We start from the raw sequence: 20,639 nt of genomic DNA on the forward strand, positions 1-20,639 counted from the left end.
ATGACTAAAGAAAAGTGGGGGCAGTTGAGGCAGCGACTGCTGAAAACGGTAGGGCAAAACAACTATACCAATTGGATCGAGCCGATCGAGTTTCGGGCCGCAAACGACGGGATCGCAACCTTCGATGTGCCGACGAACTTTCTGGGCAATTACGTGAGCCAGAATTTCGCCGATCTGATCCTGCATGAATTGAAGACGGAAGACCCGAGCCTGCGACGGCTGCGCTTTGCAGTGCCCGCCGCAGTGGGTGCCGGAGCCGAGATGGACGACGCTCCCGCCGCCGAGCAGCGCCCAGAGGCGCCGCGGGCCGCGAAACAGGCGGTGGGCAATGCGCTGACGACAGCGCCGCTCGACAAGCGCTTTACCTTCGACACCTTCGTAGTCGGCAAGCCCAACGAATTGGCCCACGCGGCGGCGCGCCGTGTGGCGGAGGGCGGCCCGGTGACCTTCAACCCGCTCTTTCTATACGGGGGCGTTGGTCTGGGTAAGACCCACCTGATGCACGCGATTGCCCATGAATTGCGTCTGCGCCGCCCCGAGATGAACGTCCTCTACCTCTCTGCCGAACAGTTCATGTACCGCTTCGTGCAAGCCCTGCGCGACCGCAAAATGATGGATTTCAAGGAAATCTTCCGCTCGGTCGATGTGCTGATGGTGGATGATGTGCAGTTCATCGCGGGCAAGGATTCCACGCAAGAGGAGTTCTTTCACACGTTCAACGCGCTGGTGGATCAGAACAAGCAGATCATCATCTCTGCCGATCGTGCGCCCGGCGAGATCAAGGATCTGGAAGATCGCGTGAAGTCGCGCCTGCAGTGCGGGCTGGTCGTGGACCTGCACCCGACAGACTATGAGCTGCGCCTCGGCATCCTGCAGAGCAAGGTGGAGCAGCAGCGCGTGAACTACCCGGACCTTGAGGTCGAGGCGGGTGTGCTGGAGTTCCTCGCGCATCGCATCTCGACCAACGTGCGGGTGCTGGAAGGTGCGCTGACCCGGCTCTTTGCCTTCGCCTCGCTGGTGGGCCGCGAGATCAACATGGAGCTGACGCAGGATTGCCTGTCGGACGTGCTGCGCGCCTCGGAGCGCAAGATTACGGTCGAGGAGATCCAACGGAAAGTGTCGGATCACTACAACATTCGCTTGTCGGACATGATCGGGCCGAAGCGGTTGCGGAGCTATGCCAGGCCCCGGCAGGTGGCGATGTACCTCTGCAAGAAGATGACCAGCCGGTCGCTGCCCGAGATCGGACGCCGCTTTGGCGGGCGCGATCACACGACCGTCATGCACGGGGTGAAGCGGATCGAAGAGCTGAAGACCCAAGACGGTCAGATCGCTGAAGATCTGGAACTTCTGCGCCGCGCGCTGGAAGAATAGTCACATATCAGGACCCGTCGTGCGGCAATGCAGCGACGGGTCTTGACGCCCTGCCCTTTCCACCACACAAACCAATAAAACGCTTGTGAAGTCGGTAGAAGAGGGTAGTTTGCTCCTCCCGGCTGCTGGGAGGATAAGGCACATGAAGATCAGTATTGAACGCGCGTCCCTGCTCAAGGCCGTGAGCCAAGCCCAGTCGGTGGTCGAACGGCGCAATACGATCCCGATCCTCGCCAACGTCCTGATTGAAGCGGAAGGCAGTGATGTGACCTTCCGCGCGACGGACCTCGATATCGAGGTGGTTGACAAAGCGCCTGCACAGGTGGAGCGCGCGGGCGCCACGACGGTCGCGGCCACCACGCTACATGAGATTGTGCGTAAGCTGCCGGATGGCGCGCTGGTCACGCTGACCGCCGATGGCGCGACGGGTCGGCTGACGGTCGAAGCGGGGCGGTCGAATTTCTCGCTCGCGACGCTGCCCAAGGAAGACTTCCCGGTCATGGCGTCGTCGGAGTACGCCTCAAATTTCTCGGCCTCTGCGCCGGTGCTGCGACGGCTCTTTGACAAATCGAAGTTTGCCATCTCGACCGAAGAGACGCGCTATTATCTCAACGGTGTCTATATGCACATCGCCGATGCGGACGGTGGGCAGAGCCTGCGCTGTGTGGCGACTGATGGGCACCGGCTGGCCCGCATTGACGCGGAGCTGCCCGACGGAGCGGCTGACATGCCGGGGGTGATTGTGCCGCGCAAGACCGTGGGCGAGTTGCGCAAGCTGCTGGACGATGACGAGATGAAAATCGCTGTGTCAGTGAGCGAGACCAAGGTGCGCTTTGCCACGCCCGACATCACGCTGACCTCGAAGGTGATCGACGGGACATTCCCCGACTACACGCGGGTCATTCCGCAGAACAATGCGCGCAAGCTGGAGGTGGATGCCTCCGACTTTGCCCAGGCGGTGGATCGGGTGGCGACGGTGAGCTCCGAACGCTCGCGCGCAGTGAAGCTGCAACTCGACGAAGACCGATTGGTGCTGTCGGTGAATGCCCCGGATTCAGGCGCCGCAGAGGAAGAGCTGGCCGTCGCCTATGGCGATGAAAAACTCGAAATTGGGTTTAATGCCAAGTACTTGCTGGAGATCGCCAGCCAGGTGGACCGGGAAAATGCGGTGTTTCTGTTTAACTCCTCGGGCGATCCGACCCTGATGCGGGAAGGCAATGACCAATCGGCGGTCTATGTGGTCATGCCGATGCGCGTCTGACCTCCGGCGTCCTGCCGGGAAATCTCTTAGCCAAAGAAGGTGTGAGCCATGGCGCTGTACCTTTCGGCGTTGACCCTATCTCATTTCAGATCTCACAAGGTCGGGCGGCTGACGCTCGATGGGCGGCCCGTGGCGCTCTATGGCGCGAATGGGGCGGGCAAGACCAATGTGCTGGAGGCGGTGTCGCTGTTCTCGCCGGGACGCGGGCTGCGGCGGTCGAGTGCGGAGGATATGACGCGGCGGCCCGAGGCCCTGGGTTGGAAGATCTCGGGTGTGTTGCAGTCGCTGCATCAGCTGCATGAGATCGAGATCTGGTCGGAAGGCGGCGCGGCCCGGCAAGTGCGGATCGATGAGAAGGCGGCCCCGCAGGTGGCCCTCGGGCGGATTGCGCGGGTTCTCTGGCTGATCCCGGCCATGGATCGGCTGTGGATCGAAGGGCCGGAAGGACGGCGGCGGTTTCTCGACCGGATGACGCTGAGCTTTGAGCCCGGCCACGCGGAGGCGACGCTGGCCTATGAGCGCGCCATGCGCGAGCGCAACCGTTTGCTCAAGGATATGGTGCGCGACCCGGCCTGGTATGCCGCGTTAGAGACGAAAATGGCGGAGACCGGGGTGGTGATCAATGCCAATCGGCGGGCAGCGCTTGCCCAGTTGGCCGAGGCGCAGGAGGGTGCACAGACGGCCTTTCCGGCGGCAGAGCTGACGCTGACCCATGCGGAGGGAGAACTGCCCCAGACGATTGACGAGTTACGAACGGCGCTGGCTGAGAGCCGCCCGCGGGATGTCGCGGCGGGGCGCAGCCTGATCGGGCCGCATCGCGCGGATATCTCCGGTGTCTATGCGGCGAAGGGCGTGCCTGCGAGGGACTGCTCGACGGGCGAGCAGAAGGCGCTGCTGGTCTCGCTGATCCTCGCCAACGCACGGGCGCTGGCGCGGGACTTCGGGGCGCCGCCGCTCTTGCTGCTCGATGAGGTGGCCGCACATCTGGACCCGGACCGGCGCGCGGCGCTTTACGACGAGATCGCAGCCCTCGGCGCGCAGGCCTGGATGACGGGCACGGAGCCTGAGCTCTTTGCGGCGATGGGGGATCGGGCGCAATACATCGAGGTGCGCGACAGCGACGGGTTGTCGGAGCTGGTGGCCCGCCCGTGACCATCGCCTGGGGTGATCTGCTGCTTTATGCGGGCGCGCTGGTGATCCTATTCCTGACGCCGGGGCCGGTCTGGCTGGCACTGATGGCGCGGGCGCTCTCGGGCGGGTTTGGCGCGGCCTGGCCGCTGGCGGTGGGGGTGGCCGTGGGGGACATCCTCTGGCCACTGGTGGCGGTGCTGGGCATCTCCTGGGTGCTGTCGGTCTTTGATGTGTTCATGGCGGTGCTGCGCTGGGTCGCCTGCGGGGTATTCATCGGCATGGGGCTCTTGCTGATCCGGCACGCGGACCAGAAGATCAGCACCGACAGCCGGTTGACCCGCCCCGGTGTCTGGCCTGGGTTCCTAGCGGGGCTGGTGGCGATCCTCGGCAATCCGAAGGCGGTGCTGTTCTACATCGGGGTGCTGCCGGGCTTCTTCGACCTGCGCGCTGTGACCGCGCCGGATGTCGGTGCGATCATTACCGCCTCGGTCGCCATTCCGCTCATTGGCAACCTGTTGCTGGCCGCCTGCGTGGGCCATGTGCGGGCCCTGATCACGGCCCCTCGGACGCTCGCGCGGATCAACGTGATCTCGGGGGTTTTGCTGATCTTGGTCGGTGTGGTTATCCCCTTCGCCTGACACAAAATATTGTGCCATTTGCGTGACATTCCTCCTTAGAAACCTTATAAAACATGAAAAATACAAAGGTGGTGCGGCATGTCCGACAACGAGCAAACGCCAGACGAGTATGGCGCTAATTCGATCAAGGTTCTCAAGGGCTTAGAGGCTGTCCGCAAGCGGCCCGGCATGTACATCGGCGACACCGATGACGGCTCGGGCCTGCACCACATGGTCTATGAGGTGGTGGACAACGGCATCGACGAGGCGCTGGCCGGTCATGCGGATGCTGTTACCGTTACCATTCACGAAGATTCCTCGGTCTCGGTGAGCGACAATGGGCGCGGAATTCCGGTGGGGATTCACGAGGAAGAGGGTGTGTCCGCCGCCGAGGTGATCATGACCCAGCTGCACGCGGGCGGAAAGTTCGACAGCAACTCCTACAAGGTCTCGGGCGGTCTGCATGGGGTGGGTGTGTCGGTGGTGAACGCGCTCTCCGACTGGCTGGAGCTGCGGATCTGGCGCGAAGGCAAGGAACATGTGGCGCGCTTCGAAGGGGGTTTTACCGTCAAGCATCTGGAGGTGGTTGGTGAGACTGATCGGACTGGCACCGAGGTGCGGTTCATGGCCTCGACCGACACGTTTTCGAACATCGAGTATTCCTTCGAGGTGCTGGAAAAGCGGCTGCGCGAGCTGGCGTTTCTGAATTCCGGCGTGCGGATCATTCTGATGGACGAGCGGCCCGCAGAGAGCCTGCGCTCGGAGCTCTTCTACGAGGGCGGTGTGAAGGAGTTTGTGAAGTACCTGGATCGGTCGAAGAGCTCGGTCATGCCGGAGCCGATTTTCATCCAGGGTGAGCGCGACGAGATTGGCGTGGAAATCGCCATGTGGTGGAACGACAGTTACCACGAGAATGTGCTGCCCTTCACCAACAACATCCCGCAGCGCGATGGCGGCACGCATCTGGCCGGCTTTCGCGGGGCGCTGACGCGGACGATCAACAACTACGCGCAGTCAAGCGGGATTGCGAAGAAAGAGAAGGTCAGCTTCACGGGCGATGATGCACGGGAGGGGCTGACCTGTGTGTTGTCGGTGAAGGTGCCGGACCCGAAGTTCAGTTCCCAGACCAAGGACAAGTTGGTGTCGTCCGAGGTGCGCCCGGCGGTGGAAGGGCTGATGAACGAGAAGCTGGCCGAGTGGTTCGAGGAGAACCCGAACGAGGCGCGGATCGTCGTCAGCAAGATCATCGAGGCGGCACAGGCTCGCGAGGCGGCGCGGAAGGCGCGCGAGCTGACACGGCGCAAGACGGCGATGGACGTGAACTTCCTGGCTGGCAAGCTGAAGGACTGTTCTGAGAAGGATCCGTCTAAGACCGAAGTTTTTCTGGTCGAGGGGGACTCGGCGGGCGGATCGGCACAGACTGGACGGGACCGGCAGACGCAGGCCATCCTGCCGCTGAAAGGGAAGATCCTGAATGTGGAGCGGGCGCGGTTTGACCGGATGCTCTCCAGCCAGGAAATCGGGAACCTCGTCATGGCGCTCGGCACCGGCATCGGACGCGACGAGTTCAACATCGACAAGCTGCGCTACCACAAGATCGTAATCATGACCGATGCGGATGTGGACGGCGCGCATATCCGCACGCTGCTGCTCACGTTCTTCTATCGGCAGATGCCGGAACTGATCGAGCAGGGGCATCTCTATATCGCGCAGCCGCCGCTCTATAAGGTCTCGCGCGGCAAGTCCGAGGTCTACCTCAAGGACGAAGCAGCGATGGAAGAATATCTGATCAATCAGGGCGTTGAGGGCGCAATGCTGCGGCAGGGCAATGGTGATGAGATCGCGGGCGCGGACCTGATGCGCGTGGTCGAACTGGCACGGCAGATGCGCCGCGTGCTCGAGGCCTTCCCGACGCACTACCCGCGCCACATCCTCGAGCAGGCGGCGATTGCAGGGGCCTTTGCGCCCGGGGTCGTGGACGCAGACCTGCAGGGTACGGCCGACAAGGTGGCCGCGCGGCTGAACCTCATCGCCGAGGAATACGAGCGGGGTTGGCAGGGGCGGATCACGCAGGATCACGGCATCCGGTTGGCTCGTATCCTGCGTGGCGTCGAAGAAGTACGCACGCTGGATGGGCGCATCCTGCGCGGGGGTGAGGCGAAGCGCACGGGCAGCTTCACCAAGGAATTGCAGGAGACCTACAACCTGCCCGCGACGCTGGTGCGCAAGGACCGCATGCAGACGATCCTCGGGCCACTGGACCTGCTCGATGCAATCCTGCAGGAGGGCGAGAAGGGGCTGTCGCTGCAACGCTACAAGGGGCTGGGCGAAATGAACCCCGATCAGCTTTGGGAAACAACGCTGGACCCGGATGCGCGCACCCTGTTGCAGGTGAAGGTGGACGATATGGCCGAGGCCGATGACATTTTCACCAAGCTGATGGGCGACGTGGTCGAGCCGCGGCGGGAATTCATCCAGCAGAATGCGCTAAGCGTGGAAAACCTGGACTTCTGATCCGGCGCGCGCCCGTCCGGCACCGCCGGACAGCCGCCGATCCCCCTCGATGGGGGTGAGGCGGCTTGCTCATACCCCCGGACCGATCAGTCGCGAGCACCAGAAGATACCGCGTCAGTCATCCAACCACTCTGGCATGGGTTTTTTCGCGATAAAGGCCTCGATCCCCCGCTCAGTGTCACGGGCGAGCATGTTCTCGGCCATGCCAGCACCCGTGTAGGCATAGGCGTCGGTCAGCCCCATGTCGGCCTGCTCATAGAAGGCCTGCTTGCCGATTTTCACAGCAACCGGCGCCTTGGAGACGATCTTGGCGGCCATCACGCGGGCCGCAGCAGAAAGCTCGGCCTGCGAGACCACCTGGTTGATCAGACCCATCTCGGCGGCGCGCTCGGCGCTCTGGAATTCGCCCAAAAGCAACATCTCCATCGCCTGTTTGCGCGAGAGGTTGCGGGACAGCGCGACCATGGGCGTCGAGCAGAACAGGCCGATGTTCACGCCAGAGGTGGCAAATGTTGCGGTCTCAGACGCCACCGCAAGATCGCAGGTTGCCACGAGTTGGCAGCCTGCGGCGGTGGCGATCCCCTGCACCTCGGCAATCACCGGCTGCGGTAGGTTCACGATGGACAACATCATCTTCGAGCAGGTGGCGAAGAGCCCGTTGAAGTAAGCCTTGCCGCCATCCGCATCCGCGCGCCGCGCGGTCATTTCCTTGAGGTTGTGACCCGCGCAGAAATGATTGCCTGCGCCGCGCAGGATGACCGCCCGCGTCTCGCGGTCCGTCGCGATGTCATCGAGTGTCGCTTGCAGCGCCGCCAGCATATCCTCGGACAGCGCATTCAGCGACTTGGGCCGGTTCAGCGTGATCGTCGCGATCCCCTCGGCGCGGTCCAGCAGGACCGGTGCATCTGTGTCTGTCATTTGCGATCTCCCCCTCGGTCCGGCGTCGCAGTATCAAAGCGGGAACTGCGGCGCGACTGCAAGGAAAATGTCAGGCGCCTGGCTGCGCGTCCTGCGCACGCTCTGCATGGAACTCCGGCGTGTCCCAGAGCAGATGCGGCACCGGATCCTTCGTTTTGAAGAGGAACAGCCGCGCGATTTGCGCGTAGGAGCGATACGCATAGCCGCCGTTGCGCTGCAGAAAGGCGGCGCGACGGGCCCCATAGTAGGCCCTGAGCTGGTACCATGGCATACGCGGGTGCGCGTGATGGACGGCGTGCAGATTGTTGTGCAGGAAGAGGAAGGCGAGCGGGCCCCGGTCTTCGATGATCACGCTGCGGCAGCGGGCACGTTCATGCGCGCGATGCTCAAGGAAGGTCCGGATTTTCAGGATCGAGTGGCTGGCATAGGCACTGAGCAGGTAGAGCCACACGGGCATATCGGCCACGAAAATCCACCACAGACCCACGGGGATGAGGCCGAGGATATGGAAGACATATGCGTCTCTAACGTTGATGGTTTTGTCCCGAATAGCGGAAAGATCCGCCTTGTAGAAAGCGATGAGCCCGATGAGCGGGCCGATCAGTATCCGGCCCAAAAGCGTGTTGTTCCACGTGTAGATCAACCGGCGCGGCGGGCTCCAGTGCACCCAAACAGCCGGGTCAATGAAGTTGCTTTCCGGATCGTCGTAGGGGTCGGTCAGCGCCGGGTCATGGTGATGCGCCAGATGCGTGTCACGGAACCGGTGATAGGGGATCAACAGGCCCAACGCGGGTAAGACCAGCGCGGTGTTCAACCGCTCATTCCGGAACGGGTGGCCGTGCAGCACCTCGTGGCTGAAGGAGGAATAGAGCGTGAGGGACAGGGTGAGGATCAGGCCCGTGGCCAAGAGGCCGAAGGTGTCAGAAGACGTTGTTGAAAGTGCAAAGCCAGCGTAGCAGAGCACACAGATGAAGAGGGTGGGCCATTCGATGACCGGCGTGTCATTTACGTCCGGGGCCTTCAATTTATCCCTTTCTTTCAATGGGTTTTGCAGTTGAAAATTTCTCCATCTATTCTGGCCTGGCTGGCAAATGCCGCAAGAGCGTGAATTTGCGTTACCTGCATTACTTATGTAACTTAACCGCGATTTTGTTGTGATCTTACACATTTGATGTATTCTCACAGCGTGGATAGGCGTGATCTCTCGGCAGGATTCAAGGAACGGTTGAAACAGGTCCTGGCCTCGCACCCGGCGGGCAAGGGCCAGTTTCTACGGGACGTGGGCATGGACCGCTCGGCGCTCAGCCAGTTCCTGAACCCCGAGAGCGACCGGCTGCCTCGCGCCGAAACGCTGCGGCGGATTGCACGGGTGAGCGGGGTGTCGGTGGATTGGCTGCTGTGCCTCGAGAATGCGCCGGAGGGGCGACAGGAGGTCGCCGAAAGCGTGCAGATCGAGAAGGCGGTGCAGGCGGATGGGTCCACCCCGCTGGACCAGTGGCGCAGCGCGGCCTCGGGGTTCAAGCTGCGCTATGTGCCCTCGACCCTGCCGGATATCGTGAGCTTCTCACCAGAGAATGTGCCGGATGCACGCGGTGGCGGGGTGGAGAATGTGCTGGAGCAGGTGTCGCTCGACGACATGGATGTGGAGATCGCGATGCCGGTCCAAACAGTGCAGGATCTGTCCGCGCGCAGTGGCCTGTGGCGCGGGGCGGACCCCGAGCAATGCCGCGAGCAACTGGCCTATATGGCCGGGGTCTGTCGCAAGAATTACCCAGCGCTGCGGCTTCATCTCTATGACGGGACGCAGACGTTTTCTGCGCCCTTCACGGTCTTCGGCAAGCAGCGCGTGGCGCTCTATATTGGCGATGCGTATCTGGTGATCAGCAGCCCGGACCAGATCCGCGGCTTCGCCAAACAGTTCGACCGGCTTGTGCGGCGGGCGATCGTTGGCGCGGATGTGGTGCATGAGATGCTGGAGAATCTGGCGGAGAGGGTACGCTAGGGCCGCTTGGTCTGGCCAGTCAGGCGGGCGGAAGGGTTAGAACGATAGTATCGAGATATTTAGTCCGACGCAGTCTCGCCGCTGAGATACCGCTGCATCTCGGCGCGCAGATCGTCGGACCAGGGCACCGGGCGCCCGCTTTCCATGTGCACGTAGACGAGCACCGGTGTCGCGGTCATGCGCAGTTCGCCCGCGCATTTCGCCGTGATCCGCAGGTGCGCCGAGGTGCGGCCTAACCGCAGGACCGACAGCGACCAGGTGAGCATATCGCCCATCTTGCTGGGCGCGGTGAACTCGGCGCCGATGGAGACCGTGGGCACGCCATAGCCCGACTCCATGTGCATCTGCGAAAAGGAATGGCCGAGGCCCGCGTCATGCCATTCCTCGACGGTCTGGTTCACCATCTCGAAGTAGCGTGGGTAGAAGACGATGCCGGCAGGATCGCAGTGCTGGAAGAGCACCTTGATCTGGTGTTGGAAAATCTCGCTCATCCGCACACCGTGACCGGTCTGCGCGCGGCGTCAAGGGTCAAGCGCTGCCGCGGTCGGCGGCGAGGTCGGCGAGGATGGGGCAATCGGGACGGTCATTGCCCGCGCAGGCATCGATCAGGTGTGAGAGCGTATCGCGCATCTGGCCAAGCTCGGCGATCTTGCGATCGATCTCACTGAGGTGCGCTTGCGCGAGCCGCTTCACATCGGCGCTGGCGCGCGTCTGGTCGTTGTAGAGCCGCAGCAGATCGCGGCAGGCCTCGATCCCGAACCCAAGCGAGCGGGCGCGCCCGATGAAGGCGAGCTTGTGCAGATCACTGTCGGAGAAATCGCGGTAGCCATTGGCGCTGCGCGCAGGCGTGATCAGGCCGATGTCCTCATAGTAGCGGATGGTTTTCACGGGCAGGCCAGTGCTGTCGGCGACGTCGGAGATGTTCATGCGGATTCTCTCTTGAGCCCGCGCAGGCGCAGCGCGTTGCTCAGCACGAAGAGGCTGGAGAGCGCCATGGCCCCGGCGGCGAGTTGCGGCGACAGGAGCAGCCCGAAGCTGGCGTAGAGCGCGCCTGCGGCGACCGGGATGAGCGCGGTGTTGTAGGCGAAGGCCCAGAACAGGTTCTGGCGGATGTTGCGCATCGCGGCGCGGGAGACGCTCATCGCCGTTTGCACGCCGCGCAGATCGCCGGACATCAGCACCACATCCGCCGCGCCAATGGCGATATCGGTGCCGCTGCCAATGGCAATGCCCACATCGGCCTGCGCCAGCGCAGGAGCGTCATTGATGCCGTCACCGACGAAAGCGACCTTGGCGCCATCCGCCTGAAGTGTCTCTAACGCGGCGGTTTTACCCTGTGGCAAGACACGGGCAATGACATCATCAATGCCGATCTCGCGGGCCACAGCGTCGGCCGTTTCCTGTTTGTCGCCGGTGATCATCGCCACGCGCAGACCTTGCCTGTGCAGATCGGCGATGATCTCAGCCGCATTGGGCTTGATCTGATCCGTGACGGAAATGAGCGCAGCGGCTGTGTCACCGATGGCGGCAAAGAACACCGTCTCGCCTGCGGCAGCGCGGGCGTCAGCCACCGCCAGAGCATCGCCGAGGACCATGCCATTCTCCTGCATCAGCGCCTCGGAGCCCACAAGGATACGCTGCCCGGCGACCTGTCCCTGTGCGCCCAGACCGCTGAGGGCGGTGACCTCCTGCGCGTCTGGGATCTCCAGACCCTCAGCGTGCGCGGCCTCGACGATCGCACGGGCCACCGGATGTTCGACCCGCCCTTCGACCGCTGCCACGAGGGACAGGGCGGTGCCACGGTCCATCGGACCCAAGGGCTCGAAACTGCTCAGCACCGGCGCGCCTTCGGTCAGCGTGCCCGTCTTGTCGAAGGCCACCACATCGACATCGGCGAGCGCCTGCAACGCGTCGCCTTTGCGGAACAGCACGCCCAGCTCGGCGGCGCGGCCGGTGGCGACCATGATCGACGTGGGCGTGGCAAGCCCCATGGCGCAGGGGCAGGCAATGATCAGCACCGCGACCCCGGCGACGAGCGCGTAAGAGACGACCGGCGTGGGCCCGAAGGCGAGCCAGAGCAGCACGGTGAGCGCGGCGAGGCCAAGCACGGTGGGCACGAACCAGAGGGTCACCCGGTCAACCAGCGCCTGGATCGGCAGCTTGGCGCCCTGGGCGTCCTGCACCATGCGAATGATGCCGGCAAGCACCGTCTCGGCCCCCACATGGGTGGCGCGCAGCGTGAGGCTGCCGGGACCATTGATCGTGCCGCCGGTGACCGGATCGCCCGCGTGTTTCTCGACCGGAATCGGCTCGCCCGTGATCATGCTTTCATCGAGATGGCTGGTGCCTTCGGTGACGGTGGCGTCGACAGGCACACGCTCGCCCGGACGCAGGAGGATGATGTCGCCGGGCACGATCTGGTCCACCGCGATGGTCTGCGACGTGCCATCCCGCAGGACCTGCGCGGTCTTCGGTTGCAGCTTGAGCAGCGCGCGGATGGCCGCGCCGGTCCGCCCTTTGGCACGGGCCTCGAGTGAACGGCCCAGAAGGATGAAGAAGACGATTACTGCAGCGGCCTCGAAATAGACGACACGGGCCGCGTCCGGCAGGAGGCCCGGGGCGAGCAGCACGCAGAGCGAATAGCCATAGGCCGCAGAGGTCCCGACGGCGACGAGGCTGTTCATATCCGGGGCGCGGTGCAGGAGGGCTGCGACGCCCTTGGTATAGAAGGCCCGACCCGGTCCGGCGAGGATGAGCGTGGTCAGCACGGCCTGAATCCACCAGCTTTGCTGCATCCCGATGGTCTGCATCACCAGATGGTGGAACGCGGGGATCATGTGACTGCCCATTTCGAGCACCACGACCGGCAGCGCCAAGAGCCCTGCAAGCCAGGTCCGCTGCGCGAGCGCCTGGGCCTCTTCGGTCTTGCGGTCCTGGGCTGTGTCAGGCGCGCGGGCTTTCAGCACCTGCGCGGGATAGCCTGCGCGGGTCGCGGTCTCGGCAAGCGTCTCTGCCGTCGGGCCACCGGCGCCGACCTGAACGGTGGCCTCCTCGGTCGCCAGGTTCACGGCCACCTCGCGCACGCCTGGCACGGCGGCCAAAGCACGGTCGACGCGTCCCACGCAGGACGCGCAGGACATGTTGTCAACGGTGAGTGTGATCGTCTGCAGCTCGCGCATAGCCGGAGGCCCCGCAATGGTTCACGGGTGACATAAGGCCTCCAGTTACTGGAAGGTCAAGCGCCTTGAGTGCGTTTTTCTTCCTCGGCGGGCATCTCGTCCGGCGTGACCTCTTCGGCGTCAAGCAGTTCGGCCTCGGGGATGTCGTCGGCGTCAGACGTGTCGTCTTCGGATGGGGTGCTGACCTGATCCTCGACCGCGCCGACGATAAGGGGCAGCATCTGCACGCCGCCCGGCATCGCCACCTCGGCAATGGGCGGCGTCCTCCAGGACAGCGTGTCAAAGCTTTCGCAGTTCTCGCAAATCGGCGCCCATTCGGCATGGATGTGCTGGCAATTGTCACAGATCCATTGCGGCCCGCGCGAGACGGTAAGCGCCCGCGCCAGCCAGCCACGGACCACCGCGTCATCGGCTCCTTCACCGCGTTCAATCGCCGCCATCAGCGTGACAGACCGGGCCGTGGGATCGGTTTCCACCAGATCGCCCAAGGCGCGGCGGGCTTCGGGGAAGTCTTCATTGGCGATGTGCAGCTCGGCCAGCAGCATCTTTGTCTCGGGGTTTTGCGGGTTGATCCGGGTCAGCAGGGCAAAGCGCTTGATCCGCTCGCTCGGCGTCTCATCCGGCGCGATGGCGGCGAAGGTCGAGGCGAGATCGGGGTGCGGCATGGTCTCCCAGGCCTTCTTGATGATCCGCGTGGCATAACGCGGCTTGCCCTTCTCGATATAGCTTTGCGCGGCCATGACGGCGGCGGGAATGAGGTCGGGCGAAAGCTTGTTGGCCTCGATCGCCTTTTCCTGCGTCTCGATGCTGGCGTCGCCATCGAGGATATCCTTGGCCTCCGACAGCGCCAGCACGGCATCGCGACGTTTGTGCACATCGCGCGGCAGACTGCCGTATTTCAGCTTGGCGCTTAGCGTCTGACGGGCACCTGACCAATCCTCGTTCTGGGCCTGAAGACGCAGGAGAACATCCTGGATCTCTTCGTGCTTGGGTTTGATGGAAAACGCCTTTTCCGCCAGCTTTAGAGCCGTTTCCGTGTCGCCATCTGCCAGCTTCTGCTTGAGGATGCCGCGCACGCCGACAAAGCGCGTGGCGTCATTGGTCACAAGCTTCTTGTAGGTCTCCTCCGCCTTGCGACGGTCGCCCGCCATCTCGGCGGCCTGCGCGGTCAACAGGTTGGTCAGCTCGGGCTTCTTGAGATAGCGGTCGGCCTTGGCGGCCTTGGCCATGGCCACCCGGCCTTCCCCACTGGCCAGCGCCATCATGCCCTCGGAGAGTGCGTCAAAGCCCTTGCGCTCGCGGTTGCGGTCGAAATAGCGCGACAATGCGGTTTCATCGCCATTCAGGAATTTCCAGGTCGCGAGCAGTAACGACAGCAGCTTGAGCAAAATCCAGACCGCCACGACGAGCACGACCACCGCGATCACCGATTGCAGCGGGCCAAAGGTATATTCGCTGCCCATGACGGTGACCTGCACGCCGCCCTGGCTTTCCAGCAGGTAGCCCGCGCCCAGCGCAAGTGCGGCGACGACCCCGACGAAGAGGATAATCTTGATAAGGGACCAGAGCATAAAATCGACTTTCTTAATTGACCGTCAGACTGTCGGAGAGGGCCTTGGCGGCATCGCCTGCCGCCTTGCGGGCCGTGGCCCCCGCCAGCCAATCCTGCATGGCTGCCTTGGACGCATCGGGCAGCGCGTCCGTCTCTGCCAGCGCCGTATCGAGATCCCCCGCCTGCAGAGCCGCTTCGGCGCGGGACAACACTGCATCGGGGTCGGAACCTTCGCGCGGCGTGACCGAGCGTGCGCTGAGCTGTCGGCGAAGGAAGCCACCGATGCCTTGCACTTCGGATTCAGGCACTTCGGCCCGGGCGGCGGCAAGACCCGCGCGGGCCGCTTCAGGGAAGGATTCCCGCAAGGCCGCGACCGTCGGCACACCCTCAAGGGCGGCACTGCGCAGGGCATCCGGCACTTCCACGGGGGTGACTTCTTCCAGTGCGCCCAGCGCGGGCTCGAAAGCTTCACCGCTTTCGACTGCGGTGACCACGCGCGTCAGGGCCGCGCGCGCCAGCAGACGCTCTGCTTCAGCGCTTGCGCGGGCGTCTTCCTCGGCCAAGCGGGCTTCAAGCTCATCGATCGACGACTGCAGCGCGGCCAGCTCTTCGCTGTTGTCTGGTGGTGGCGCGACGGGTTCGACCGCCGGGCGCGCTTCGACCGCGTCGAGCCGCGCGGTGAGCGTTTGCAGGCTTGTCTCAATCGACGCAAGCGATTGGCTGACGTCCCCAAGCTCGGCTGACACATCGGGAACCTCGGGCATCTCTGGCGCCTCTGCCGTCTCGAGCGTGGTGAGCCGGTCGGACAGGCCCGCGATCTCGGTGGTCAGAGGCGTGAGATCGACCGGCTCTGGCGTGTTGGCGCGCGGCAGATAGGCATCGAGCATATCTCCGCGGCCCGCGATGAAGCCCAGAAGTGCTGCGACGATCCCGCCAAATACCGCAGGCCAGAAGCTGGCGCGCGGCTGTGGGGGGACGGGTTGCGGCGGTGGGCTGTCCTCGACCTGTGTCTCTGGTTCGGGCTGTGGGTCCGGTTCCGGATCAGCAGCCAGTTCGACCGTATCACCGGGGAGGCTCTCTTCGGTAAGCGTGCTGGCATTTTCCAGCGTGTCATCCCCCGGACGCGTGTCGTCCGTATCCGGCTCATGCGTCTCGACGGTGTCGGCCCAGACAAATCCTTCGGTCCGCTCGTCGATGTCATCGGCGGCCTCAACAGTCTCGGCAGGCTTCTCGATTTGAGGATCGTCGGCGATCTCGGAGGCAACGGTATCGGCATCGGCGGCGATGTCTTTGATCTCGTCCGGCGGTGTTTCAGAGCTTGTCTCGACCTTGGAGACCTCGGGCAGATCGTCCCGCGTCTCGTCCTCTGTCACCTGTGGTGGCTTGTCCTTGGTCGGTTTTTTGGGTTTGGCCACAACATCCACCTTTTCGAATCTTCCCCAGCGGCGCACTCGAGAACCTTACTCGGGCGCATCGCACCTCTCAACCCAAGCTGACGCGCGCCACAAGCTTTTCAAGGCGACCCACCATCGCCTCGGCGGTGGGGTGGTCGGCGATTTCAAGCGCTTTCAGCGGCAAATGCGCCAGCGGCTCGGCCACCGCCGCGCTCAGGGCCAGCACATGCGGCTGCGCATTCTTTGGGCAGTCTTGCGCAAAGCGCTTGGCCGTGCGCGGGGAAAAAACAGCGACGAGCACCGGATCTGGGCCGGTCAGGGCAGTGCGGGCCGCGGGCGTCAGCGACGTAAAGCGCTGATCGTAAAGCGTGACGCGGGTCACCTGCATGCCGCTCTCGGACAGGCGCTCGGCCACCTGCCCCCGGGTGTGCCGCCCTGCCAGGTGCCACGTCTGCCCAGAGAGTGGCGTGGCGAGAAGGGCGGCGACGAGGGCGTCCGCCGTCTCGCCTTTGCAGACCGCGTTCCAACCCGCTTCGCGGGCCGCAGTTGTTGTCGCCGGTCCCACACAGAACGCCCGCCTGCCCTGCCCCTGCGGCGCGAAACGCACCCCATTGGCCGAGGTGAAGATCACTGCATCCTCCGGGCCAATGGCCACCTTGGCCTCAACCGACAGGATCTCGATCAACGGGCTTTCGATGATGGTCAGGCGGTCGCGCAGGGCGTCAGGCAATTGATCGACAAACCGCACATTCGTCCGCGCAGGGCGCGTCAAGATCAGCGACATGGGGGGCGTGCCCATCAGAACCCTCGGCATTGTTTGCGGCCCACTCCGGTGTTACCTGCGAGCCGAGAGGCTTGCAACGGGGTCGCATGTGACGGGGTCGCTGACAGTTCTGGGGTTGGAAAGCAGCTGTGATGACACCGCGGCGGCGGTGCTGCAGCGCGATGCTGCAGGCCAGACCCACATCCTGTCGTCCGTGGTGCAAGGTCAGACGCAGTTGCACGCGGAGTTTGGCGGTGTGGTGCCCGAGATTGCGGCGCGGGCCCATGCCGAACGACTGGACCATTGCGTCGAACAGGCTCTAACACAGGCGGATTGCGCGCTGTCCGAGCTGGATGCGATCGCTGTGACGGCAGGGCCAGGTCTGATTGGCGGGGTGGTTTCCGGGGTGATGTGCGCCAAGGGGCTGGCTGCGGCCACGGGCCTGCCGCTCTACGGGGTCAACCACCTGGCGGGCCATGCGCTGACGCCTCGGCTGACCGATGATGTGGCCTACCCCTACCTGATGCTGCTGGTGTCCGGCGGGCACTGCCAGTTTCTGATGGTCGAGGGGCCGGACAGTTTCACGCGGCTGGGTGGGACGATTGATGACGCACCGGGCGAGGCGTTTGATAAGGTGGCGCGGCTGTTGGGCCTGCCACAGCCGGGTGGCCCATCGGTCGAAGCGGCGGCGCAACGGGGTGAAGCTGACCAGTTCGCCCTGCCCCGGCCGCTGCTGGACCGGTCTGGCTGTGATATGTCGTTCTCGGGGCTGAAGACCGCCGTGCTGCGCGTACGAGACGGGGTTGTGGCGGCGCATGACGGGCTGCCAGAGGCTGCGCAAGCAGACCTATGCGCGGGCTTTCAGGCTGCGGTTGTCGATGTGTTGATCGAGAAGACACGCCGGGCGCTGGCCGTCTACCTCGAGGCAGAACCGTCAGAGCCCTGCTTTTGTGTCGCGGGCGGTGTTGCGGCAAATACTGCGATCCGTGCCGGGTTAGAGACGCTTTGTGCCGAAAGCCGCGTCAGGTTTTCAGCTCCGCCGCTGGCGCTCTGCACAGACAATGCGGCAATGATCGCCTTTGCGGCGATGGAGCAGATGGGCACAAGCGCACCGGATGGGTTCGCGCTGTCGGCACGTCCACGCTGGCCGCTGGACCGGGCGAGCCCGGCGATGCTCGGCAGCGGAAAGAAAGGGGCCAAGGCATGACCGTCGCAGTGCTGGGCGGTGGCGCTTTCGGGACCGCGCTGGCCATTGCGCTGTCGCATACGGGATCCGTCCAGCTCTGGGCACGGTCCCCTGCACAGGCCAGCGCCATGGCCGGGCAGCGTGAGAATGCCGCCTATCTGCCGGGATGTACTTTGCCCGCGGAGCTGGCTGTGACCTCTGATCTGGACGATATCGCAGGTGCCGACGTGCTGTTGCTGGCCATCCCGATGCAGCACCTCGGCGCTTTTGCGGAGGAGCACGCCAGCTTTCTTGACGGCAAAACGCTGGTGGCCTGTTGCAAGGGGATGGACCTGCGGACCGGTGCGGGGCCGGTAGAGATTTTGGCGCAACACTGCCCGGGCTCGGTTCATGCCCTGCTGACCGGACCAAGCTTTGCGGGTGATATCGCGAAGGGGCTGCCAACGGGCCTGACGCTCGCGTGCGCCGACGCAGACCGGGGGCAAAAGCTGCAGGAGCGGCTGTCGACCCCTACCCTGCGGCTCTATCGGACCACGGATGTCATTGGCGCGACGCTGGGGGGCGCGTTGAAGAATGTGATGGCCATTGCCTGCGGCGCGACGATGGGCGCTGGTCTGGGTGAAAGTGCGCGCGCTAGCATCCTGACGCGCGGGTTTGCCGAGATGCAGCGGCTGGCGCAGCACAGGGGCGCGGAGCCTGCGACGCTGGCGGGGCTCTCTGGCTTTGGGGACCTGGTGCTGACCTGCACCTCGACACAATCGCGCAACTATCGCTTTGGGATGTCCATCGGTGAGGGCGTCGCCTTCGACCCCGCGGTGACCGTAGAAGGGGCGGCGACGGCGCGGGCAGCGGCACGGCTGGCAGAGCGCGAAGGGCTCGACCTGCCGATCACTTCTGCGGTTGCGGGGCTGGTGGAAAAGCGGTTGGATGTGGCGCAGGCGATGGACGCTCTGCTGTCGCGCAGCTTGAAGGAAGAATAGATGCTGGTTGCCCTGATCGCGCATGACAAACCCGGCGCGCTGCCGATCCGGCAGGAGAACCGCCCGGCGCATGTGGCCTATCTGAAAGAAAGCAGTGCGGTGCAACAGGCAGGGCCGCTGCTCGATGCCGCGGGCGACATGACGGGCTCCCTGATCATTCTGGATGTGAGCGATATGGACGAGGCGCGCCAGTGGGCGGCGGCCGATCCCTATGGCAAGGCGGGGCTTTTTGCCTCTGTCGATCTCATTCCGTGGAACAGGGTGATCGGCTGATGCAATACTGGCTCTTTAAATCCGAAACCACCACTTGGAGCTGGGACCAACAGGTCGCCAAGGGCGAGGCGGGCGAGGAATGGGACGGCGTGCGCAACTATCAGGCGCGCAACTTCATGCGCGAGATGAAAGTGGGTGACCGGGGCTTCTTCTATCACTCGCAGAAGGAGCGCGCGATTGTTGGTATTGTCGAAGTGATTGCCGAGGCGCATCCGGACAGCACCACCAATGACGACCGCTGGGAGTGCGTGGATATCAAGGCGATCAAGCCGGTGAAGACACCGATCACGCTCGACGATATCAAGGCCGAGCCACGGCTGTCCGAGATGGTTCTGGTGCGCAATTCGCGGCTGTCGGTGCAACCGGTGACGGCGGAGGAATGGCGGATCGTCTGCGAGATGGCAGGCGTTTCAGACTAGCCCGGGCGTCATCTTGATGGCAGTCTCTGCGCAAAAAGCGGAGGGACACCATGGAATACATCAGCGTTTTGGTCGCCGGGGTGGCGGGCTTCATGTTCGGGGCGGTCTGGTACACGGTACTGGCCCAGAAGTGGATGGAAGCCTCGGGCGTGCCGCTGGATGAGAGCGGACAACCCGCCAACCGGTCGGACCCGATCCCCTATATCACCAGCCTGCTCGGCGCGATCCTGGTGGCGGGCATGATGCGGCATACCTTTGAGCTGAGCGGGATCGACACGGTGGGCAAGGGGCTGGTCTCAGGCCTTGGGATTGGGCTGTTTCTGGTCAGCCCATGGATCGCAACATTCTACAGCTTTGGCGCGCGACCGCGCAGGCTGATCCTGATAGATGGCGGTTATGCGACCTTTGGTTGTACCGTCATTGGCACGGTTTTGACGCTGTTCTGAAAAGACCGGCCCGGAAACGACGAAGGGTTCTGACGCCAAGCCAGAACCCTTCTTCACCCCACGCGCTCCCAAGTCCACCGCACGTGTTTGAATCTGGTCCTGGCCATGCTGGCCGGATGAGACAGAGATAGACGAGACGGTGAAGAATTGCAATTTTTCAATGTTTTAAATGCGTCGCAAAAAAGAAACGCCCCCTTAAGACAAGGAGGCGCTTCGCAGATCAGAGCGGCGTTGATCAGCCGTAGACGGCTTCCTTGCCGAAATGCTTGGTCAGCATGTAGTAGACCACCGCGCGGTATTTGTTGCGCTCGGACTTGCCGTAGGTTTCGATGACCGAATTGATTGCGGCCTCAAGCTCTGGCCCGTCGGCGAGGCCCAGCTTCTTGATCAGGAAGTTGTTTTTCACGGTTTCAATCTCGCCCGCCTGGCTGGAGGCAACGGTGGCCGCATCCGCGTCATAGATCGAGGGGCCGCAGCCGATTGTCACCTTCGTCAGAAGGTCCATGTCGGGTGACATGCCACATTTGTTTTTCAGATCATCAGCGTATTGCGCGATCAAATCGTCCCGTTTGCCCATAAAATTCACTCCCTATTGGCAAAATCGGCCGGCGTGTCCGACCGTTGCGGGGG

The 20,639-nt window shown here is 63.7% G+C and carries 20 protein-coding genes; 11 read left to right on the forward strand and 9 right to left on the reverse strand.

Features of this window, described 5'->3' with window-relative positions:
• From dnaA to gyrB, 5 genes are all read left to right on the forward strand, one after another.
• Complete coding sequence (gene dnaA / locus ACVC7O_RS00005) at positions 1–1,374, forward strand: chromosomal replication initiator protein DnaA (RefSeq protein WP_458324058.1); 1,374 nt, start codon at positions 1–3, stop codon at positions 1,372–1,374.
• A gap of 142 nt (positions 1,375–1,516) precedes the next feature.
• Positions 1,517–2,635 (forward strand): DNA polymerase III subunit beta, encoded by a 1,119-nt coding sequence (gene dnaN / locus ACVC7O_RS00010; protein WP_458324059.1) that lies wholly within the window; start codon positions 1,517–1,519, stop codon positions 2,633–2,635.
• A 48-nt stretch (positions 2,636–2,683) separates the two neighbouring features.
• Positions 2,684–3,787, forward strand: coding sequence for a DNA replication/repair protein RecF (recF, locus tag ACVC7O_RS00015; protein ID WP_458324060.1), 1,104 nt, complete (start codon positions 2,684–2,686; stop codon positions 3,785–3,787).
• Positions 3,784–4,404, forward strand: coding sequence for a LysE family translocator (locus ACVC7O_RS00020; RefSeq protein WP_458324061.1), 621 nt, complete (start codon positions 3,784–3,786; stop codon positions 4,402–4,404). The genes recF and ACVC7O_RS00020 overlap by 4 nt, the downstream gene beginning before the upstream one ends.
• Positions 4,405–4,482: 78 nt before the next feature.
• A complete protein-coding gene (gene gyrB / locus ACVC7O_RS00025) occupies positions 4,483–6,897 on the forward strand; it encodes a DNA topoisomerase (ATP-hydrolyzing) subunit B (protein WP_458324062.1) in 2,415 nt (804 codons plus the stop codon).
• A 114-nt stretch (positions 6,898–7,011) separates the two neighbouring features.
• Here gyrB and ACVC7O_RS00030 read toward each other — a convergent pair whose 3' ends face one another.
• Together ACVC7O_RS00030 and ACVC7O_RS00035 are read right to left on the reverse strand one after the other, a co-directional pair.
• On the reverse strand, positions 7,012–7,815 hold the full coding sequence (locus tag ACVC7O_RS00030; RefSeq protein ID WP_458324063.1) for an enoyl-CoA hydratase: 804 nt from the start codon (positions 7,813–7,815) through the stop codon (positions 7,012–7,014).
• Positions 7,816–7,885: 70 nt separating this feature from the next.
• Positions 7,886–8,839 carry a fatty acid desaturase gene (locus ACVC7O_RS00035; protein WP_458324064.1) on the reverse strand — a complete coding sequence of 318 codons (954 nt, stop codon included), beginning with the start codon at positions 8,837–8,839 and terminating at the stop codon, positions 7,886–7,888.
• A gap of 201 nt (positions 8,840–9,040) precedes the next feature.
• Here ACVC7O_RS00035 and ACVC7O_RS00040 point away from each other — a divergent pair, with 201 nt between their 5' ends.
• The gene (locus tag ACVC7O_RS00040) at positions 9,041–9,817 is read left to right on the forward strand and encodes a helix-turn-helix domain-containing protein (protein WP_458324065.1); all 777 of its coding nucleotides are present in this window, start codon (positions 9,041–9,043) and stop codon (positions 9,815–9,817) included.
• A gap of 59 nt (positions 9,818–9,876) precedes the next feature.
• On the opposite strand, the gene ACVC7O_RS00045 is transcribed toward ACVC7O_RS00040, so the two are convergent.
• The 6 genes from ACVC7O_RS00045 to ACVC7O_RS00070 all read right to left on the reverse strand — a co-directional run bounded on the left by ACVC7O_RS00045 (position 9,877) and on the right by ACVC7O_RS00070 (position 16,726).
• The gene (locus tag ACVC7O_RS00045; protein WP_458324066.1) at positions 9,877–10,308 is read right to left on the reverse strand and encodes an acyl-CoA thioesterase; all 432 of its coding nucleotides are present in this window, start codon (positions 10,306–10,308) and stop codon (positions 9,877–9,879) included.
• A 37-nt stretch (positions 10,309–10,345) separates the two neighbouring features.
• Complete coding sequence (gene cueR / locus ACVC7O_RS00050) at positions 10,346–10,744, reverse strand: Cu(I)-responsive transcriptional regulator (protein ID WP_458324067.1); 399 nt, start codon at positions 10,742–10,744, stop codon at positions 10,346–10,348.
• Positions 10,741–12,996, reverse strand: coding sequence for a heavy metal translocating P-type ATPase (locus ACVC7O_RS00055; protein ID WP_458324068.1), 2,256 nt, complete (start codon positions 12,994–12,996; stop codon positions 10,741–10,743). Before ACVC7O_RS00055 ends, cueR begins: the two co-directional genes overlap by 4 nt.
• Positions 12,997–13,052: 56 nt before the next feature.
• Positions 13,053–14,567: a heme biosynthesis HemY N-terminal domain-containing protein gene (locus ACVC7O_RS00060; protein ID WP_458324069.1), complete on the reverse strand. Its 1,515-nt coding sequence runs from the start codon at positions 14,565–14,567 to the stop codon at positions 13,053–13,055.
• Positions 14,568–14,580: 13 nt separating this feature from the next.
• A complete protein-coding gene (locus ACVC7O_RS00065; RefSeq protein WP_458324070.1) occupies positions 14,581–15,963 on the reverse strand; it encodes a COG4223 family protein in 1,383 nt (460 codons plus the stop codon).
• A 67-nt stretch (positions 15,964–16,030) separates the two neighbouring features.
• Positions 16,031–16,726 carry a uroporphyrinogen-III synthase gene (locus ACVC7O_RS00070; protein WP_458324071.1) on the reverse strand — a complete coding sequence of 232 codons (696 nt, stop codon included), beginning with the start codon at positions 16,724–16,726 and terminating at the stop codon, positions 16,031–16,033.
• Between the two features lie 88 nt (positions 16,727–16,814).
• Between ACVC7O_RS00070 and tsaD the strand changes: the two genes are divergently transcribed.
• From tsaD to ACVC7O_RS00095, 5 genes are read left to right on the forward strand one after another with little or no spacing between them, the layout of a single operon-like run.
• Positions 16,815–17,912, forward strand: coding sequence for a tRNA (adenosine(37)-N6)-threonylcarbamoyltransferase complex transferase subunit TsaD (gene tsaD, locus ACVC7O_RS00075; protein ID WP_458324072.1), 1,098 nt, complete (start codon positions 16,815–16,817; stop codon positions 17,910–17,912).
• Complete coding sequence (locus tag ACVC7O_RS00080) at positions 17,909–18,871, forward strand: NAD(P)H-dependent glycerol-3-phosphate dehydrogenase (RefSeq protein WP_458324073.1); 963 nt, start codon at positions 17,909–17,911, stop codon at positions 18,869–18,871. The genes tsaD and ACVC7O_RS00080 overlap by 4 nt, the downstream gene beginning before the upstream one ends.
• Positions 18,872–19,144, forward strand: coding sequence for a YciI family protein (locus tag ACVC7O_RS00085; protein WP_458324074.1), 273 nt, complete (start codon positions 18,872–18,874; stop codon positions 19,142–19,144). It abuts the gene before it with no gap.
• Positions 19,144–19,563 (forward strand): EVE domain-containing protein, encoded by a 420-nt coding sequence (locus ACVC7O_RS00090; RefSeq protein WP_458324075.1) that lies wholly within the window; start codon positions 19,144–19,146, stop codon positions 19,561–19,563. Before ACVC7O_RS00085 ends, ACVC7O_RS00090 begins: the two co-directional genes overlap by 1 nt.
• A gap of 50 nt (positions 19,564–19,613) precedes the next feature.
• Positions 19,614–20,009, forward strand: coding sequence for a DUF1761 domain-containing protein (locus ACVC7O_RS00095; RefSeq protein WP_458324076.1), 396 nt, complete (start codon positions 19,614–19,616; stop codon positions 20,007–20,009).
• 235 nt (positions 20,010–20,244) lie between these two features.
• Here ACVC7O_RS00095 and ACVC7O_RS00100 read toward each other — a convergent pair whose 3' ends face one another.
• Positions 20,245–20,586 carry a DUF2853 family protein gene (locus ACVC7O_RS00100; RefSeq protein ID WP_458324077.1) on the reverse strand — a complete coding sequence of 114 codons (342 nt, stop codon included), beginning with the start codon at positions 20,584–20,586 and terminating at the stop codon, positions 20,245–20,247.
• Between the last annotated feature and the right edge of the window lie 53 nt (positions 20,587–20,639).

It is taken from the genome of Roseobacter cerffii, assembly GCF_054226325.1.

Excerpts from the sequence above, each read along its gene's own strand:
- ACVC7O_RS00090 (WP_458324075.1), top strand. The coding sequence starts at position 19,144 with ATGCAATACTGGCTCTTTAAATCCGAAACCACCACTTGGAGCTGGGAC.
- ACVC7O_RS00045 (WP_458324066.1), bottom strand. The coding sequence starts at position 10,308 with ATGAGCGAGATTTTCCAACACCAGATCAAGGTGCTCTTCCAGCACTGC.
- ACVC7O_RS00080 (WP_458324073.1), top strand. The coding sequence starts at position 17,909 with ATGACCGTCGCAGTGCTGGGCGGTGGCGCTTTCGGGACCGCGCTGGCC.
- ACVC7O_RS00060 (WP_458324069.1), bottom strand. The coding sequence starts at position 14,567 with ATGCTCTGGTCCCTTATCAAGATTATCCTCTTCGTCGGGGTCGTCGCC.
- ACVC7O_RS00055 (WP_458324068.1), bottom strand. The coding sequence starts at position 12,996 with ATGCGCGAGCTGCAGACGATCACACTCACCGTTGACAACATGTCCTGC.
- dnaN (WP_458324059.1), top strand. The coding sequence starts at position 1,517 with ATGAAGATCAGTATTGAACGCGCGTCCCTGCTCAAGGCCGTGAGCCAA.
- cueR (WP_458324067.1), bottom strand. The coding sequence starts at position 10,744 with ATGAACATCTCCGACGTCGCCGACAGCACTGGCCTGCCCGTGAAAACC.
- ACVC7O_RS00070 (WP_458324071.1), bottom strand. The coding sequence starts at position 16,726 with ATGTCGCTGATCTTGACGCGCCCTGCGCGGACGAATGTGCGGTTTGTC.
- recF (WP_458324060.1), top strand. The coding sequence starts at position 2,684 with ATGGCGCTGTACCTTTCGGCGTTGACCCTATCTCATTTCAGATCTCAC.
- ACVC7O_RS00100 (WP_458324077.1), bottom strand. The coding sequence starts at position 20,586 with ATGGGCAAACGGGACGATTTGATCGCGCAATACGCTGATGATCTGAAA.
- dnaA (WP_458324058.1), top strand. The coding sequence starts at position 1 with ATGACTAAAGAAAAGTGGGGGCAGTTGAGGCAGCGACTGCTGAAAACG.
- ACVC7O_RS00085 (WP_458324074.1), top strand. The coding sequence starts at position 18,872 with ATGCTGGTTGCCCTGATCGCGCATGACAAACCCGGCGCGCTGCCGATC.
- ACVC7O_RS00095 (WP_458324076.1), top strand. The coding sequence starts at position 19,614 with ATGGAATACATCAGCGTTTTGGTCGCCGGGGTGGCGGGCTTCATGTTC.
- gyrB (WP_458324062.1), top strand. The coding sequence starts at position 4,483 with ATGTCCGACAACGAGCAAACGCCAGACGAGTATGGCGCTAATTCGATC.
- ACVC7O_RS00030 (WP_458324063.1), bottom strand. The coding sequence starts at position 7,815 with ATGACAGACACAGATGCACCGGTCCTGCTGGACCGCGCCGAGGGGATC.